This window comes from Streptococcus cristatus (genome assembly GCF_003943515.1).
Lineage (GTDB): Bacteria > Bacillota > Bacilli > Lactobacillales > Streptococcaceae > Streptococcus > Streptococcus cristatus_D.
The window spans coordinates 1-18007 of record NZ_RJPT01000008.1; the positions used below are offsets into that span (position 1 = coordinate 1).

The following is an 18007-nucleotide window of genomic DNA, read 5'->3' on the forward strand; positions in this document are numbered from 1 at the left end:
ATTTCGCCATTCACATTGCTGGAGCGAATCTCCCATAGGTGCGGTTTGCGGACAAGATTAAAATAAATCGGCCGGCCTTCTGGTGTATCCAAATCTCCTGTAAAATAACTGTAAGGAGACTCGACATCTGGTGAAAGATAGCCATCGTCTTGTACAACAACAACAGGACAATCAAGTCCTGTTGCTTTTAATGAACGTAACAAATCAAAACTTGCTTGATCATAGCGGTCAAACAAACAAATCATAGTGTTTATGCCTTTCTTTCTGAATCCTACTTAGTTGGTCTGAGCCGATCGAACTAGATCAGACCAGCGCTGGGCAATATGCTCATCAAGATAAGGCTCAGCTACCTCACTCGCTAAACAATCTTTTTGTGCGGTCAAGAAAACCTCTCCAATGCTTGAAGAGGTTCGCTACTATGCTCAAGAATTGCTTCGTCTTTCTGAACGCAAACAAGTTGTCTTAAACGACATGGTAGCTCTAGCTCAGCCTTTACCAGAGTATGACATCTTACGGTCAATTTCTGGCATCGCAGAAACCACAGCGACATCTATCATTGGCGAATTGGGAGATATTCGTCGATTTCACTCTGCCAATCAAATCAATGCTTTTATCGGCATTGACCTCAGACACTATGAATCTGGGAACTTTCTCGCTAAGGAACACATCACTAAACGAGGTAATCCCTATGCCAGAAAAATCTTGTTCAAGTGCATTCACAACATCGCTTCAGCTAGTCATACCAATCCCTGCCATATCGCTGACTTTTATGAGAAACGAAAAAGACAATCGACAATAGCTTCAACTAAGTCACATACGATTGCCTCTATACATCGTCTTATTCGAACAATGTATTACCTCATCACGCATAACAAACTTTACGATTATTCTTTGACCCAAAATCGATAAGGCTGTCTATGCCGTATTATGGTAACACCTTGTTTCAAAAAATACCAGATGAGGTGTTTTTTAGCATGCCCTTTTATGGAGCAAAAAGTGTTAAAAATAAGACAGTAACCTCAGAATAGCTACTGTCTTATCTCTTTTTTTACTTAAAGCCTTGATAGACTTGACAAATGGTCGAAAAGAGCCGAATTTTTCTCCAACAATGAGAAAAAGCCCTGCTAAGCAGAGCTTCATCATCAATTATTTTCCAAGGTAGTATTCAGCAACTACGTTCAATTTTTCGTCGAATTCGAATACCAATGGTGGGAAGTTAGGGATTTCCACGTCCATGATTTCGTCATCTGACAATTGTTTGATGTGTTTTACAAGGGCACGGATTGAGTTACCGTGAGCTCCTACGAATACATTTTTACCATCTTTAAGTGCTGGAGCGATTTTATCTTCCCAGAATGGAAGGGCACGTTCCAAAGTTACTTTCAAGTTTTCAGCATCTGGGATAACTGAGTCGTCAAGTGAAGCGTAACGACGGTCAGTATGAGCTGAGTGCTCATCATCACGATCCATGTTTGGAGGCAATACATCGTATGAACGACGCCAGATGTGAACTTGCTCATCACCAAATTGCTCAGCTGCTTCAGCCTTGTTTTTACCAGTCAAACCACCGTAGTGACGTTCGTTCAAGCGCCATGATTTTTCAACTGGAACCCAAAGTTGGTCAGCTGCTTCAAGCGCCAAGTTCGTTGTTTTAATCGCACGTTTCAAAACTGAAGTGTAAGCTTGGTCAAATTCGATACCAGCTTCTTTGATCAATTTACCAGCATCGATTGCTTGTTGTGTACCTTTTTCAGAAAGATCTACATCAGCCCAACCAGTGAAGAGGTTAGCTTTATTCCATTCAGACTCACCATGGCGAGCAAAAACCAATTTTACCATTAGATGGATTCTCCTTTTATTTTCCGGGGTTTGCCCCGTTTATCTATTCCATTTTACAAAATTTTCTCTCAAAAATCTAGTCTCAGCGGGATATTTGTGAAATTTTCCACTTGATTAGGCTTTTGAGAAAATCAATTCTCACTCAAGACTTCTAACTAGCCACTTGTTCTTGCTGGGCGCACTCTGGACAAATGCCATAAACGACCATCTGACTCTTGGTAATTTGATAGCCAGTCTGCTCTGCTGCTTCCTGCTGAACGTCTGGCAAATCCAAGTCCATATCCGCAATCCGACCACATTTTTCACAAATGACATTGAGGTGCTGATGCCCCATAAAATCATAATAAGTCGTCGTGTCGTTACGAACCTTGAGCTCAGATACAAAACCTTCATCAATCAACACTTTTAGGTTGTTATAAACAGTCGCCAAGCTCATATTGGGAAATTCAGGCAAGAGAGCTTGGTAAATCATCTCTGCACTAGGATGATCATGACTGCTGATGATAAAAGCAATCACAGCCTTTCTCGTCTCTGTGATTCGAACACCTTTCAACCTCAGATGTTCGATTACTTCCTGGTAATTCTTTTCATACCCTTCATTCATCTTCTCTATACTCCATCCACATTCATTCTAGCTTATTTCCATTATATCATGACAAACATAGATTTTCTATTAAGAATGATTGTAAATAAGGAAAAATATTAATCTACCTAATAGACTTATTCATTTTAATTAAGTAGATTTTTGCCTCAAAGCACGATATGATAGAGATGTTAACAAACATGTAAGCGCTTAAATTATTTGACATGTCAGCTTTATAGTAACAAATTCTGTAGCCATGCTTCTGCTATTTTACCTGCCCTGCAGGAAACATGCAGGACAACTATTTGGGTACAGCTGGTTTTCTATCACTTTTTAGAAAAAAATTATATAAATGAGGATATCATTATGAAAAAAACACCAAATCGCTGGTTAATTTTAGCAGCAGCTATCTTAACCAACCTTTCTTTAGGTGCTGGATACGCCTGGTCTGTTTTTCAAAAAGCGCTGCTGGAAGCCAATGCTAGCCAAGGATGGGTGCAAGCTCAAACCTCTCTAGCCTTCAGTATCTCTTTTGCAATGGTGCCAATCGGCATGATTATTTTCGGACCTAAAGTCGATTCATTAGGCCCTAAGAAATTTGTCTTTCTAGGAGGAATTCTCTTTGGTGCGGGTATGTTTGCTACAGGATTTGCAACTTCTCTTCCTGTACTCTACTTGACCTACGGGGTTGTCCTTGGTCTCGGTATCGGATCAGCCTATGGCGCTTCAACTTCTGTCGCTACCAAATGGTTCCCTGATAAAAAAGGTCTCGCGGGTGGTTTAACCGCAGCTGGCTTTGGACTTGGACCACTAATCATCGGACCACTTGCCAAAACTCTCATCGCTTCAATGGGCGTTTATTCAACATTTAAAGTTCTAGGTATTGCCCTGCTTGTCGTTATCTGCTGCTCTTCTCTTGTCATGGAAAAAGCTCCAGCAGCTGCTCCAGCAGCAGGAGGTTCTGCACCGACAGGAAAAACTCACAAAGAAATGCTACGCGAAGGCAACTTCTGGTTGCTGTGGCTCATCTACATTTTAGGTGCTACTGGTGGTATGATGATCATCGGTTCAGCAGCGTCTATCTCCGACCAATATAAACTAGTTGGAGAAGCAACTCTATTCGTTATGCTGGTTTCTATTGCCAATACTTTTGGACGGATCTTCTGGGGAGCTGTATCGGACAAAATCGGCCGCTACCCTACTGTAATCGCCATGTTTGGCACTGTCGCTGGTGGCTTAGCACTGACCGCTCTCTTTAAAGGAGAAGGAAGCATCCTTGCAATCTTAGGCGTCATGCTTGTCGCCCTGTCCTTCGGTGGCTTCCTTGGATCTTTCCCAGGTATTACAGCCGAAAATTGGGGCGTGGCCAACGTCGGCACAAACTACGGCTGGATGTTCACGGCTTATGGTGTTGCAGCTATTGCCGGACCACAGTTGGGAGCTCGACTTGCTCAAGCAAACAAGGGAGACTATTCAATGGCCTGCTATATCGTTATTGGTATGGCACTCCTTGGTATCGTTCTACAATTATTCTATATTTCTAAATCAAAGAAAGCTTAAAACTAATATTAACTCTGGGGTGACCCAGAGTTTTTTTGACAAAGAATCTGTTAGCCAGCAAAAATTGACAAGAGCTCCCCTGACTAGCATAAAAGCCGAGACAAACTCGGCTTTTCTTTTTAATTGAATGATTCTAGATCAACGGTCAGCACTTGGCCGTCTCGGACCACCTGTCGCCCAGCAATGTAGACATCCTGAACGTCGCTACCCTTGACTGCATATACTAGGTGCGACAGCATATTTTCCAAAGGATAGAGGTGAAGTCGTCCCTTAGGCTGAATGGCAATGAAATCGGCTTGCTTACCCGCTTCCAGACTGCCAATTTTGTTATCCAATCCCAGCGCCTTTGCTCCTTCAATGGTCAAAGCTTTCAAGGCCTGCTCGATCGTAAACTGGGTCGCATCACCTGCTCGCATCTTCTGAAGGAGGGCTGCTGTCCGACCTTCTTCAAACATATCCAGATTATTGTTAGAAGCGACAGAGTCTGTTGCCAGGCCAACGGTCACCCCAGCGGACAGTAAATCCGTCACCGGAGCTACACCGGAAGCTAGCTTGAGGTTGCTGATAGGATTGTGGGCGATGCTGACTGGTGAAGTCGCTAAATCCGCAATCTCAGACGGATTTAGTTCAACCCCGTGAGCAAAAATACCTGGCTGCTCCAAGTAGCCCAACCCCTTTAAGAAAGCCAGAGGCCGTTTACCATAACGCTCCAGAATGATTTTATTTTCTTCCTGGGTCTCTGCCACATGGATATGAAGCTTCAAATCCAGCTCACGCGCTAGTTCAAGACTGCCCTTGAGCAAGTCTTCATCGCAGGCATAGGGCGAGTGAGGTGCCACCATGACCTGAAAATCTTCATCATCATAGGAGCGGATTTTCTCAATAATGGCACGAGTACGAGCCAGAGTCTCTTCTGTTGTTTCTGCTGCTGAGCTAAAGAGAGTTGGTGAGAAATAGCAGCGCATACCAGACTGCCGCACAGTCTGATAAATCCGGTCAATCTCCACTCCCTGAGGATTATACATGTCGTTAAAAGTCGTTGTTCCTGACAGCATCATTTCAGCCAGAGCCAGCTGGACAGCCTCGGTCGTTAGATCCTCCGTGAATTGACTTTCTGCTGGCCAGATATAGTTCTCCAGCCATTCATGCAGATTGCTGTCATCACGAATCCCGCGCAGCAAGGTCATGGCCGAGTGCGTATGGCAGTTGACCAGCCCTGGCATGATCCAAGCACCTTCATAATCCACCAACTCGCTGCACTGTTCTAGCCAAGCCTCGTCATAGGGACCACAGTAGGCAATGCGTTCATCCTCAACCACAAGCAAACCTTCCCGATAAACATGAAATGCGCTGTCACAGGTCACCAGATTGACATTTGTATAAGCTTTCATCCTTGCTCCTTCTCATTTCGTTTTAGCTATTATAGCAGGCCTAGTAAACTAGCGCAAGAATTTTCCAAGATTATTTAAAATAAAGATAATCAGGATTGGGAGTCATATAATACAACTCTCCTTTAGAGAAAATCAGATTAATTTTATGTTGCTTATAGCTATATAAAATAAAGTCACTCTCCAACTGATAGTCTTGGTTCAAGCTAGCTGCCTGAGCAATATCCGCCGCTGTTACATAGAAAGCCTTTGCCTGCTCTTCCGTCACATGCTGACCTTGATATAGCTCTTTTATATTTTCTAGCTCCTGAGCTTTAAAAGTGTCCTTAATGTAATTCGGATCCTTTATGACGGCCTCTGGCTCGCCAAGAACCTTTTTGACTTGCTCCTCTGTATAGCCTTTAAAATCAGGCGTTTGAGCACTAAATCCCCCTTCAAAAGAACGATAATACACCTTGGCATTGCCTGTTGCATAGATCTTGTCTGTATTGGCAGACCGCGCATCTTGAGGCAAACCATCCGTTACTTCATCTGGCGAACTTGTCGCCTTGCTCTCAGAAGCTGGAGCACTAGATGATGAGGTCTGGCTGCTCTTTGATCTTTCTTGCTGACTGGAGCCTGTAGCCTTCGTCGATTCTGATTTCTTTGGTATTTTCACCTTTTGGACAGAAGAGGCTTCAGACCTAGGAACCCTTTTCCTTGGATAATAGCAAGCTGTCAAAGCCATGACAGCTGCAAGCATGGTTAAAAAGGTTATTACTTTTTTAAAATACATAGTTACCTCCATTTCTTAGCTACATTATATCATATTTTAAGTTGTGCAGAAGGATCATCCAGATTTTTGCTGCCTTCTCTAACAAACAAATACTGTGTCTTCTAGAAGCTTAGGAAAAATGATTGATGTTATGCCAAAACATAAGAAAAAACCTACTGCACAAGCTAGGAAGCTGATACAGTAGGCTTTTGATTTTTGTCTTATTTTACAGCGTCTTTAAGAGCTTTACCTGCTTTGAAAGCTGGAACTTTAGAAGCTGCGATTGTGATTTCTTTACCAGTTTGTGGGTTGCGACCTTTACGTGCTGCACGCTCACGAACTTCAAAGTTACCAAAACCGATCAATTGAACTTTTTCACCTTTTGAAAGGTATTCTGTAACTGCTGCAAATACAGCGTCAACTGCTGCTGCTGAATCTTTTTTAGTCAATTCTGTAGCTTCTGCCACTTTTGCGATCAAATCTTGTTTGTTAGCCATTTAACAAATCCTCCAATTTTTTTCTGGGTTAATAACCCTAACAGATATTATCATATCTAAAAAAAGCGTCTAGGTCAAGTCTTAAGCAGACATTTTACAAATAATTTACTCTATTTATAGCGAACTAGAACGGCCCATGCATTTTCTCCAGTGTGAGTTTGGATGATCGAACCTGTTTCTAAGACAGAGATTGGTTTTTCAACAAATTCCTGCAGCTCTTCCTTCATTTGATTAGCAAATTCTGGTCCACCCGCATAGGAAATTCCGATTTCTTCAATTTCCTTCTCTTTCAGAGACTCTTTCAAGTCATCCAGCCATTTCTTGAAGGTTTTAGCGCCACGTCCTTTGACAATAGGAGTCAAGGTATGATTTGTCATCTGCATGACGACACGAATATTTAAAAGCGAGCTAATCAGACCAGTCACACGGCCGATACGACCACCTTTGACCAAATTTTCTAAGGTCGATACGCCGATATATAGCTCCGTCTTGGCTTTGACTTCCTCAAGTTTTTGTAAAATCTCCTCCAAAGTCGCTCCAGCTTTTGCCATCTTAGCAGCCTCAACGACTTGGAACTTCATGGCTTGGTCCGTGAAAGAACTATCGACAACTGTTACATCAGCCTTAGCCAAGGTAGCACCCTGACGAGCTGCCTCTACGGTGCCAGATAAAGCATGAGACATGTGAATTGAGATAATTTGGACATCTTCCGCTGATAAATCTTCGAAAACCTCGGCAAATACTCCAACTGGTGGCTGGCTAGTCTTAGGCAGATTTTTACTAGACTTCATCAACTGAAGGAATTCTCCCTCCTTCAAATTGGAATCCGAGTAGACTACACCGTCAATCATGACTGTCAAAGGAACTATTGTAATATTCAAATCTTTTGCTAGTTCAGGCTCAATCGTAATCGAAGAGTCTGTCACAATTTTAATTTTTGTCATATTTTCCCTACTTTTATCCTGTTATTGAGTCTATTATACCAAAAAATCCTAAGTTTTTGTGAATCAATCTTAGCTTAATCTATAAATCTCAGAAAAATAAGAGCCTTCTAAGTAAAATACTACTTAGAAGGCTCTTAACTATTTGATTGAGGCACTAGCCAAAGCTTGCATCAAGAAGATGCCCTTTTAAGCCTCATCATCTTTGCGCTTGCGACCAAGAATCATGAATCCTAGGCTCGCAATAATAGCACTGGTCGTTGCTCCCACGATTGAAACTGGAGAAGTGCTACCTGTATTTGGTAAGGTCGCTTGTTTAGTCTTATCTCCTGCTGGAGTTGGAACAGCTGGCTTATCATTTGAAACAGGTCTGCTTTCAGGCTTCACTAGCTGATCCGTTTGAGCTTTATTAGCTGAATCAGTCTCTTGATCTGGCTTCACTTCTGGAGTCACTGGTGGAACTGGACTTGGCTGTGGTTGTGGCTTCGGAACTGGTTGCGGCTGCGGTGCTGGTTCCGGTTGCGGTGCTGGTTCCGGCTGCGGTGCTGGTTCCGGTTGCGGTGCTGGTTCCGGTTGCGGTGCTGGTTCCGGTTGCGGCTGCGGACTAGGAGCTTGCTTAGCTTCAAAGGTCCATTTACCTACAAACTCTACATCGGACTTGTTGACAACGGCGCTAGCTGCATCATAGCCCTTGAAGGTCCATGTGCCGTCGTTCACACTATCTGTGTAAGTAGTTTGCGCTGGTTGCTGAGCGGAAACAGTATTGCCATTTTCATATGTTGCACTGTCGCTTGGAGTCAATGCGGCGATGGCTGCTGGAAGTTGTTTACCTGCCGTTGCGCTCTCGAAGCGATAAGTAGCTTGGTACTTGTTGGCTTCAAAGGCCCACTTACCTACAAACCCTACATTAGCCTTGTTGACAACGGCGCTAGCTGCGTCATAGCCCTTGAAGGTCCATGTGCCGTCGTTCACACTATCTGTGTAAGTGGTTTGTGATGGTTGTTGAGCGGAAACAGAAGCACCATTCACATATGTTGCACTGTCGCTTGGAGTCAATGCGGCGATGGCTGCTGGAAGTTGCTTACCTGCTGTGGCGCTCTCGAAGCTGTAAGTAGCTTGGTACTTGTTGGCTTCAAAGGCCCACTTACCAACAAACTCTACATTGGCCTTGTTGACAACGGAGCTAGCTGCATCATAACCCTTGAAGGTCCATGTGCCGTCATTCACAGTATCTGTGTAAGTGGTTTGTGATGGTTGTTGAGCTGAAACAGAGGCACCATTCACATATATTGCACTGTCGCTTGGAGTCAATGCGGCGATGGCTGCTGGAAGAGCTTGACCTGCTGTCTCACTCTCGAAGCGATAAGTAGCTTGATACTTATTGGCTTCAAAGGCCCACTTACCAACAAACTCTACATTGGCCTTGTTGACAACGGCGCTAGCTGCATCGTAACCCTTGAAGGTCCAGGTGCCGTCGTTCACAGTATCGGCGTAAGTGGTTTGGGATGGTTGCTGAGCGGAAACAGTATTGCCATTTTCATATGTTGCACTGTCGCTTGGAGTCAATGCGGCGATGGCTGCTGGAAGAGCCTTACCTGCTGTGGCGCTCTCGAAGCGGTAACTTGCTTGGTACTTATTCGCTTCAAAGGCCCATTTTCCTACAAACTCAACATTTGACTTGTTCACGACTGCATTAGCTGCGTCATAGCCCTTGAAGGTCCATGTACCATCGTTCACAGTATCTGTGTATGTGGTTTGGGATGGTTGTTGAGCTGAAACAGAGGCACCATTCACATATCTTACACTGTCACTTGGAGTCAATGCGGCGATCGCTGCTGGAAGTGCTTGACCTGCCGTCTCACTCTCGAAGCGATAAGTAGCTTGGTACTTATTAGCTTCAAAGGCCCATTTTCCTACAAACTCTACATCAGCCTTGTTAACAACGGCGCTAGCTGCATCATAGCCCTTGAAGGTCCAGGTGCCATCGTTCACAGTATCGGCGTAAGTGGTTTGTGATGGTTGTTGAGCGGAAACAGAGGCACCATTCACATATGTTGCACTGTCGCTTGGAGTCAATGCGGCGATGGCTGCTGGAAGTTGCTTACCTGCTGTGGCGCTCTCGAAGCGATAAGTAGCTTGATACTTGTTGGCTTCAAAGGCCCATTTTCCTACAAACTCTACATCAGCCTTGTTAACAACGGCGCTAGCTGCATCATAGCCCTTGAAGGTCCATGTGCCATCGTTCACAGTATCGGCGTAAGTGGTTTGTGATGGTTGTTGAGCGGAAACAGAGGCACCATTCACATATGTTGCACTGTCGCTTGGAGTCAATGCGGCGATGGCTGCTGGAAGTTGCTTACCTGCTGTGGCGCTCTCGAAGCGATAAGTAGCTTGATACTTGTTGGCTTCAAACTCCCATTTTCCTACAAACCCTACATTAGCCTTGTTAACAACGGCGCTAGATGCGTCATAGCCCTTGAAGGTCCATGTGCCGTCGTTCACAGTATCGGCGTAAGTGGTTTGTGATGGTTGTTGAGCGGAAACAGAGGCACCATTCACATAAGTTGCACTATCGCTTGGAGTCAATGCTGCGATGGCTGCTGGAAGTTGCTTACCTGCCGTGGCGCTCTCGAAGCGATAAGTAGCTTGATACTTGTTGGCTTCAAAGGCCCACTTACCTACAAACCCTACATTAGCCTTGTTGACAACGGCGCTAGATGCGTCATAGCCCTTGAAGGTCCATGTGCCGTCGTTCACAGTATCGGCGTAAGTGGTTTGTGACGGTTGTTGAGCGGAAACAGTATTGCCATTCACATAAGTTGCACTGTCACTTGGAAGCAGCGTTGCGATGGCTGCCGGAAGAGCTTTTCCTGCTGTTGCGCTCTCGAAGCGGTAAGTAGCTTGATACTTGTTGGCTTCAAAGGTCCATTTTCCTACAAATTCTACATTAGCCTTGTTGACAACGGCGCTAGCTGCATCATAGCCCTTGAAGGTCCATGTGCCGTCGTTCACAGTATCGGCGTAAGTGGTTTGTGACGGTTGTTGAGCGGAAACAGTATTGCCATTCACATAAGTTGCACTGTCACTTGGAAGCAGCGTTGCGATGGCTGCCGGAAGAGCTTTATCTGCCGTTGCGCTCTCGAAGCGGTAAGTAGCTTGATACTTGTTGGCTTCAAAGGTCCATTTTCCTACAAATTCTACATTAGCCTTGTTGACAACGGCGCTAGCTGCGTCGTAACCCTTGAAGGTCCATGTGCCGTCGTTCACAGTATCGGCGTAAGTGGTTTGTGACGGTTGTTGAGCGGAAACAGTATTGCCATTTTCATATGTTGCACTGTCGCTTGGAGTCAATGCTGCGATGGCTGCCGGAAGAGCTTTTCCTGCTGTTGCGCTCTCGAAGCGGTAAGTAGCTTGATACTTGTTGGCTTCAAAGGTCCATTTTCCTACAAATTCTACATTAGCCTTGTTGACAACGGCGCTAGCTGCGTCGTAACCCTTGAAGGTCCATGTGCCGCCGTTCACAGTATCGGCGTAAGTGGTTTGTGACGGTTGTTGAGCGGAAACAGTATTGCCATTTTCATATGTTGCACTGTCGCTTGGAAGCAGCGTTGCGATGGCTGCTGGAAGTTGCTTACCTGCCGTTGCGCTCTCGAAGCGGTAAGTAGCTTGATACTTGTTGGCTTCAAAGGTCCATTTTCCTACAAATTCTACATTAGCCTTGTTGACAACGGCGCTAGCTGCGTCATAGCCCTTGAAGGTCCATGTGCCGTCGTTCACTGTATCTGTGTAGGTCGCTTGCGCTGGTTGCTTAGCGGAAACAGTATTGCCATTTTCATATGTTGCACTGTCGCTTGGAGTCAATGCTGCGATGGCTGCTGGAAGAGCTTTTCCTGCTGTTGCGCTCTCGAAGCGGTAAGTAGCTTGGTACTTGTTGGCTTCAAAGGCCCATTTACCTGTGAAAGTCAAATCAGCTTTTTTCACAATCTTACTTTTGGCATCATAACCAGCGAAAGTCCAGTTACCATCATTCACATCATCTTTGTAAGTCTTTGTTGTCGGATCTTCTGCAAAAACTCTCGTCCCATTGAAGTAAGTTGAGCCATCTTTTGGTGCTTTCTTCTGGATAAATTCAGGCAAATCAACACCAGCCGTTTCGCTTTCAAAAGTATAGCTTACATGATGCGGTCTAGGCGTTGCTTCCCAGATACCTGTAAATGTCACGCGCTTTCCATTATATGTCGCATTCTTCTGATCGTAACCTTTGAAGGTCCAGACATAGTCTTTTTCTTCTTCAACTACTGATTCTTTAGCAGGTTGTTTGGCTACAATGGTGTCACCAACCTTATAAGAAGCCTCATCACTTGGCAACATTCCCAAAATACTTTGTGGCAATGGAACACCTGCTTTAGAAGATTTGAATACATATTCTGGATTTGGAGTAGGCACCCAGCTTCCAAGGAAAGTCTGTCTGCCTTTTGCTACAATGATTTTTTCTTTATCGTATCCTGCAAATGTCCAAGTTACCTTGTTTGCTTTGTCAATATAAGTCGTTTCACTTGGTTGCTCAGCATCTACTTCTGTAAGGAACAGACCGCCCATCTTATAATCAATTGAGTTTTTCGGAGTCAACTTGGTGATATGATCTGGTAATACGAAATCAGGATTAGTTGATTGGAACTGATAGTCTATACCATTTGGCGTAAAGCTCCAAGATCCTGTGATGGTCTTTACGTTCGTACCTGCAATAGCTTTTCCGTACTTATCTGCATCAAAACCATGGAAGGTCCAAGTGCCTGTCGGAACAGTTACTGTAGATGTGTCAAGCTTGCTGGCATCTTTGTAATCGTCAGCTCGTGCAACGAAATCAGTGCCAGCTGGAAGCATATCGCGAATCTTGTTTGGAAGAGGATAAGCAGGAGTCGAGTTAGTAAATTTATACTCTAATCTGTAGATCGTATCAGACTGATCAGTAGGAACAAAAATCCATTTTCCTTTGAAGAGGACGTCTCCGTTCTCTACTGTTTTCACGCGTGGAGAAATAGTCGTATTATCATCCTCATAGTAGTCATCAAAGATCCAAGTTCCTCTGCCATCAGGATCCTCAATTCTTGTCTTAGACGGCATTTTAACGCTAGCTTTTTCACCCTTGACAAATTCTCTTGTGTCAGATATTAGCTCAAACAAAGTTGATGGTGGATAGAGCTCTTGACCAGAATCATCTTTTGAATCTGTATAAAAGTCATAGTAAACACTATGCCTGTTCGGTTCAAATTTCCAATGAACAGTGTAGGTAGAATCCTCATCGTCAGCTGGTTTCTCAACGTCCTCCTTTTGCTGAGGAATCTGCTGAGGAACCCATGTACCATCATTTTCAACATCGACGTATGAACTGAGATATTGAATAGCATTATAGACATTGTCAGAATAATCTGATGGAGAAGTCGTGATAGGAGCTGGAATTTGTGTCTTCAAATCATCAGGAATAGTCTTCCCTGGAGTATCACTCACAAAGTCAAAGGAAACTGTCTTATCTCTGTGTGGTGTGAAGGACCAAGAGCCGGTAAAGAGAACGGCATTTTTGTTGACTACCTTACTATCGGTATCATAACCTTCAAATTTCCAAGTTCCCTTGTTTACAAAGTCCATGTAGGTCGTCTTCAGGGGAGCTGTTGCAAGGACAGTATCGCCATTACTATAGTTTTTTCCAGTGCTTGGAATATAGGTCGTGATTTCCTCTGGGAGAGACAGGCTAGGGTCTTTGCTGACAAACTTATAGTTTTCTGGATAGGTTCCCGGTGTAAATGTCCAAGTACCTGTGAACTTGAGATTCCATCCATCGTGCTCCCAGTCGCTCACTGGTTTTTTATCAAAATCATAGCCCGAAAAGTTCCAAGTACCACCGTTAGCTGCATCATAGTAGGAATCATTCAGCGGTTTAACAGACTGAACTATATCCTTGCCTTTCGGATATGTCTTCCTATCCATATATGTCCATTCACTTGGTGCATATACTGGCTTCAGATTATTGATCTCAGCAGGTAATGATTTGCCAGCCGTTCCACTGACAAACTCATAAGTCGGTTTCCGAGGAACTGGTTTAAATGTAAACGTCAATGGCATTGTAACTTTTGGCAATTCCCCATATGTAGCCGCACGTTCTAGTTCACGACTGAAGGTTAAATCTACGACATCTTCCTCGTAGGTCCAATTCCCTTCATGTTCTGCATCATAAAATGGTTTGTAGACGCCTTGAACTTCATCGTAGCGGTACAAAGCAGCTAGCGTATCCAGTATATCTTTAGGTAAATACTCATTGCGTTTATCAAACTGATTGAGAGAAAGCTTGTAATCGTATAGCTTGCTTTCTAGATCCTTTATCTCCTTAGGAAGAGGTAATCTATATTTGTCATAGTTTGAGGTCTTAGGACTACTTGGTAACTTATAAAAATTCTCCCAATCTTGCTCGTTCACAGCCTTGTAGGATACAATGACATCCTCAAAGTATTTCCAAGTTCCTACGAACTCCACATCGCCATTGTTTGCCACTTTACTTGGAGCATCATAGCCAGTAAAAGCCCAATAACCTTTTCGGTTAGGAAATTCTTCTGAAGTATAAAAAACCCAGTGAAATTCTCCTGCTTTTACTACTTCACCTTCAGCAAATCTTCTTTTATCTTCTGGACTCCAGTTTGCAACATAAGGTGGCGGAGTTTTTCCAGGTGAACCATTAACTGCTCTATAGGTAGCCTTGTATGGTGTTGGTGTATATTCCCACTTACCTGTGAAGAAAACATCATCTTTATCAATCACCTGACTATCATAGTCATAGCCCTTAAAGGTCCATCTACCACTTCCATCATTCTCTACATAAGTTGTTTCAGTTGGCTGGATGGCCTTTACTTTATCGCCCTTTTTGTAGATTTTTGTGTCTTCTGGCTTCAAGTAGTTCAGAGCAAGCGGAGTTGTTTTTCCTGGTGTAGCACTTTCAAACTCATAAAGTGCCGAACGAGGAGTTTTATCCTTGTCTGGGATGAACTTCGGATTTTTATCACGAAGACCTGAATTGACAAAAGTCACTAGATTGCGATAAACTTTATCAATTTCTTCTTGCTTTGTCGCAGTTTGAAGCACACCATCGGCAGCTGTCATTACACCATTCAAGATTTCTAGACTATCGTCTGTCTTACTTGAAAAGTCCTTGCTGCGCAAGTTTTTGAGGTAGTTCTCTAAAGTGCTCTTGTTTAGACTAGCATTTACTGATGCTGGTTGAGCAGTGGCTGCAGCTGGCTGGCTAGCGCCTGTAGCTGCCTGAGCATTTTTAAAAGCAGTCGAATCTGTCGCTTCTTGACTTGTCTCTGTCGCAGCAGGTGCAGCAGATTTCAATGAACCTTGATTATCCCCTTGCCTTTCTGTCTGTGCTGGCGCAGGAGCTGTTGTTGAGGCAGCCTCTTTGCTTTCTACTTGCACTGGTGCAGAAGGCGTTACTGAGACAGTCTCTTGAGTTTCTGTTTTCGCTGGTTCAGAAGTTCCCACCGAGACTTGATTTTCTGACTTATTTTCCGCTTGAGCTGTAGCCACAAGCTCATCTGCATGGGCAACTTGACCCGCTCCAATCGCTGCGGGTGCAAACAAAAATCCAATCGCAAGTGATACAGTCGCAACTGATAATTTGCGGATTGAATACTTTATCTTTCTATCCTGAAAAAACATCTTTTCCTCCTTTTAGCTTTTTCGATAACTATTATAGCATAAAGAAGAGGAATTGCATATATTTTGAATTATTATTTAAGGGTTTATGATTACTTATAGGATAGGAAATTTACCCTATATAAATATAGGTGTTCGCCTGTTTTTTCAGTATAAATTATCTCATCCAAACAAAAAAGATTGAAAAAGATAGCTAGGCTATACTTCTTCAATCTTCTTGATTTTTTCTATCAGCAGGGAATATTCAAGACGCTGGTAAGTTACACTATTTGGGCATTTGTAGACAGCTTCTCAGTCCTCTGCTGCAAAATCATCATTTCTAATCGCATAGTGCTCTATGATGCCATTCTCACCGAAAAGAATACCGTGGAGGACTCCGCCATAAACAGCTCCGCCATCCATGCCAATCTTGCCATCCTCAGTCATCCATAGTTGATCTGTTCCTGGCGCCTCATGCAAGAGGTAAAATGTCGGTGTATGACCAAAGACGATCCTTTTGCCAGTCTGATTGCTGCCTTCATGAAAAGGCGCGCGAATCCAAACCTTTTGATAATCACTGGTCTCTCGCCAGTCTTTCAGCTCCAAATCAAGACCAGCATGGACAAAAATGTAATGCTCCGTCTCCAACAGGAAAGGCAGCTGACGAATAAAGTCGACTAAATCGGCCGCCTCCGTCTTGACACCTTCCACGTCTGCTACTCCATCTACAGGAGCATTGAGAGGCCTGCCTAAAAGCGAATTAATGGTCGTATCTCCGCCATTGCGTCGGTAGTGGTCATAAGACTTTTCAGGATTGTCCAGCCAGGTCAGAAACATATACTCATGATTGCCAGAAAGACAGATAGCTCCTTTCTGCTCCACTAAATCCTTGACCCGCTCCAAAACTGCTCGGCTGTCCTCGCCACGATCGATCAAGTCGCCTAGAAAGACTAGTTGGCTGCAACCGTCCCAATGCTGGAGCAGCTCATCAAGCATACCAGCCTTGCCATGGACATCACCGATTGCAAAATATTTTGTCATAGTCGCCACTTTCTAAAGGAGACTGAAACACTTGTGTCTCAGCCTCGCTTGTTTATTTTTTTAATAATTCTCTAGCCTGCGTCAAAGCAGCCTCCGTCACATCTTCGCCAGCCAGCATCTTAGCAACTTCCTGAACACGCTCGTCAGCCGTCAGCAGGCGCACCGTTGAGACAGTCGAATTCTCATCCGAAATCTTCTCAATAAAGAACTGATAATCGGCAATAGCAATGACCTGCGGAAGATGGGAAATAGCCAAGACTTGACCGTTGGAGCCAATCTTGTGAATCTTCTGAGCAATAGCCTGGGCCACTCGGCCAGAAACGCCCGTATCCACTTCGTCAAAGACAATGCTGGTCTTACCTTCCTTACGAGAAAAGGCAGACTTGATAGCCAACATGAGACGGGAGAGTTCCCCGCCAGACGCAACTTTCACCAAAGGTTTGAAATCCTCGCCCGGATTTGCTGAGATGTAAAACTCTACTTGTTCATTGCCTTCACGGTTGAACTTGCCCTTACTGAACTGCACTTTAAAGCGCGCCTTTTCCATGTAGAGGTCTTGCAGCTCTTGCTTGATTTCCGCTTCCAGCTGGGTTGCTAGGCCGTGACGAGCCTGACTCAGCTCCTTGGCCAGCTCTACCAGCTCTCTCTCCAAGGCTTTCAGCTCTCGGTCCATATCCTCTGAGGACAAGTTGCTGCCAGTTAAAAGGCTGTATTCTTTGGAAATCTGCGCAAAGTATACCAGCACATCATCTACTTGGCCACCGTATTTACGTGTGATGCTGTTAATCAAATCTAAGCGACCCTCCACTTGCAACAGTCGATCTCCGTCAAAGTCCAGTCCATCTAGAATGTCTTCTAGGCGCTTGCTGACATCCTCTAAAACATAATAAGTCTCTGACAAGCTGCCTGAAAGATCCTTGTAGGCTGGATCGTAATCCTCGATAGACTCAAGGTCATTCATAGCTGAGCGGACATTGGCCAGACTGGAAAATTCTTCATTATCCAGCATAGTATAGGCATTGGTCAGCGTATCGGCAATGAGCTTGTGGTTGAGCAAGCGGTCTCGTTCCTGATGCAGGGCAGTATCTTCTCCGCTTTTGAGGGCTGCGCTCTCAATCTCCGCCATCTGAAATTCCAGCATCTCAATCCTGGCCTTATGCTCCTGCTGGTTTTTCTGCAGAGTCAGGACTTGCTTGCGCAGGCTTCGATAGCGGTCAAAGGTTTCCTGATAGCGGCCTTTGAGATGCAAAAAGTCTGCTGAGCCAAACTCATCTAGCATGGCGATATGAAGCTGGGGTCTCATCAGCTCTTCCTGATCATGCTGACCATGGATATCTACCAAATGCTGGCCGACAGCCTTTAGAACAGACAAATTAACCATCTGGCCATTGATACGGCTGACACTGCGGCCGTTTTGCAGAATTTCCCGACGGATAATCAGCTCATCGGTCAGCTCCCAGCCCTGCTCCTCAAAAATCTCTCGCAAAGCTCGGCTATTTTCCAGCGAAAAAAGTCCCTCTATCTCAGCCTTGGGCGCTCCGTGACGAATAACATCTGTCGTAGCACGGCTGCCCAACATCATGTTCATGGCGTCAATAATAATAGACTTACCGGCTCCGGTTTCCCCGGTCAAAACCGTCATACCTTGCTCAAAATTAAGGGAAATCTCCTCAATAATGGCAAAATTTTTAATCGAAATTTCTAATAACATAGACTTT

The 18007-nt window shown here is 44.4% G+C and carries 10 protein-coding genes and 2 pseudogenes; 2 read left to right on the forward strand and 10 right to left on the reverse strand.

All coding sequences use genetic code 11. The features are described from left to right. Positions 1-245, reverse strand: a pseudogene (locus tag D8791_RS07515) (accessory Sec system glycosylation chaperone GtfB); the annotation flags it as partial. A 106-nt stretch (positions 246-351) separates the two neighbouring features. Here D8791_RS07515 and D8791_RS07520 point away from each other — a divergent pair. After that, a pseudogene (locus tag D8791_RS07520) lies at positions 352-909 on the forward strand (transposase); the annotation flags it as partial. A gap of 237 nt (positions 910-1146) precedes the next feature. Here D8791_RS07520 and D8791_RS07525 read toward each other — a convergent pair. Both D8791_RS07525 and D8791_RS07530 read right to left on the reverse strand, forming a co-directional pair. Next, entirely contained in the window at positions 1147-1839 is a 693-nt protein-coding gene (locus D8791_RS07525) for a phosphoglycerate mutase (RefSeq protein ID WP_005589536.1), read from the reverse strand. A 151-nt stretch (positions 1840-1990) separates the two neighbouring features. After that, the gene (locus tag D8791_RS07530) at positions 1991-2443 is read right to left on the reverse strand and encodes a peroxide-responsive transcriptional repressor PerR (protein WP_125447105.1); all 453 of its coding nucleotides are present in this window, start codon (positions 2441-2443) and stop codon (positions 1991-1993) included. Positions 2444-2788: 345 nt separating this feature from the next. Here D8791_RS07530 and D8791_RS07535 point away from each other — a divergent pair, with 345 nt between their 5' ends. Next, the gene (locus D8791_RS07535) at positions 2789-3982 is read left to right on the forward strand and encodes an L-lactate MFS transporter (protein WP_125447107.1); all 1194 of its coding nucleotides are present in this window, start codon (positions 2789-2791) and stop codon (positions 3980-3982) included. A gap of 119 nt (positions 3983-4101) precedes the next feature. On the opposite strand, the gene D8791_RS07540 is transcribed toward D8791_RS07535, so the two are convergent. From D8791_RS07540 to recN, 7 genes are all read right to left on the reverse strand, one after another. Then, a complete protein-coding gene (locus tag D8791_RS07540; RefSeq protein ID WP_125447109.1) occupies positions 4102-5373 on the reverse strand; it encodes a TRZ/ATZ family protein in 1272 nt (423 codons plus the stop codon). A 70-nt stretch (positions 5374-5443) separates the two neighbouring features. Then, complete coding sequence (locus tag D8791_RS07545) at positions 5444-6145, reverse strand: DUF4947 domain-containing protein (protein ID WP_125447111.1); 702 nt, start codon at positions 6143-6145, stop codon at positions 5444-5446. Between the two features lie 200 nt (positions 6146-6345). Further along, positions 6346-6621: a non-specific DNA-binding protein Hbs gene (hbs, locus tag D8791_RS07550; RefSeq protein ID WP_005589527.1), complete on the reverse strand. Its 276-nt coding sequence runs from the start codon at positions 6619-6621 to the stop codon at positions 6346-6348. Positions 6622-6731: 110 nt separating this feature from the next. Beyond that, the gene (fakB, locus tag D8791_RS07555) at positions 6732-7565 is read right to left on the reverse strand and encodes a fatty acid kinase binding subunit FakB (protein ID WP_005589526.1); all 834 of its coding nucleotides are present in this window, start codon (positions 7563-7565) and stop codon (positions 6732-6734) included. 186 nt (positions 7566-7751) lie between these two features. Then, complete coding sequence (locus D8791_RS07560) at positions 7752-15272, reverse strand: SHIRT domain-containing protein (RefSeq protein ID WP_125447113.1); 7521 nt, start codon at positions 15270-15272, stop codon at positions 7752-7754. A 288-nt stretch (positions 15273-15560) separates the two neighbouring features. Next, positions 15561-16289 (reverse strand): metallophosphoesterase, encoded by a 729-nt coding sequence (locus tag D8791_RS07565; RefSeq protein ID WP_125447115.1) that lies wholly within the window; start codon positions 16287-16289, stop codon positions 15561-15563. 52 nt (positions 16290-16341) lie between these two features. Further along, positions 16342-18000, reverse strand: coding sequence for a DNA repair protein RecN (recN, locus tag D8791_RS07570; RefSeq protein WP_125447117.1), 1659 nt, complete (start codon positions 17998-18000; stop codon positions 16342-16344). Positions 18001-18007: the final 7 nt, after the last annotated feature.

Coding starts and splice junctions, on each gene's coding strand:
- D8791_RS07530 (WP_125447105.1), bottom strand. CDS start 2,443: ATGAATGAAGGGTATGAAAAGAATTACCAGGAAGTAATCGAACATCTG.
- D8791_RS07535 (WP_125447107.1), top strand. CDS start 2,789: ATGAAAAAAACACCAAATCGCTGGTTAATTTTAGCAGCAGCTATCTTA.
- D8791_RS07560 (WP_125447113.1), bottom strand. CDS start 15,272: ATGTTTTTTCAGGATAGAAAGATAAAGTATTCAATCCGCAAATTATCA.
- recN (WP_125447117.1), bottom strand. CDS start 18,000: ATGTTATTAGAAATTTCGATTAAAAATTTTGCCATTATTGAGGAGATT.
- D8791_RS07545 (WP_125447111.1), bottom strand. CDS start 6,145: ATGTATTTTAAAAAAGTAATAACCTTTTTAACCATGCTTGCAGCTGTC.
- hbs (WP_005589527.1), bottom strand. CDS start 6,621: ATGGCTAACAAACAAGATTTGATCGCAAAAGTGGCAGAAGCTACAGAA.
- D8791_RS07525 (WP_005589536.1), bottom strand. CDS start 1,839: ATGGTAAAATTGGTTTTTGCTCGCCATGGTGAGTCTGAATGGAATAAA.
- fakB (WP_005589526.1), bottom strand. CDS start 7,565: ATGACAAAAATTAAAATTGTGACAGACTCTTCGATTACGATTGAGCCT.
- D8791_RS07540 (WP_125447109.1), bottom strand. CDS start 5,373: ATGAAAGCTTATACAAATGTCAATCTGGTGACCTGTGACAGCGCATTT.
- D8791_RS07565 (WP_125447115.1), bottom strand. CDS start 16,289: ATGACAAAATATTTTGCAATCGGTGATGTCCATGGCAAGGCTGGTATG.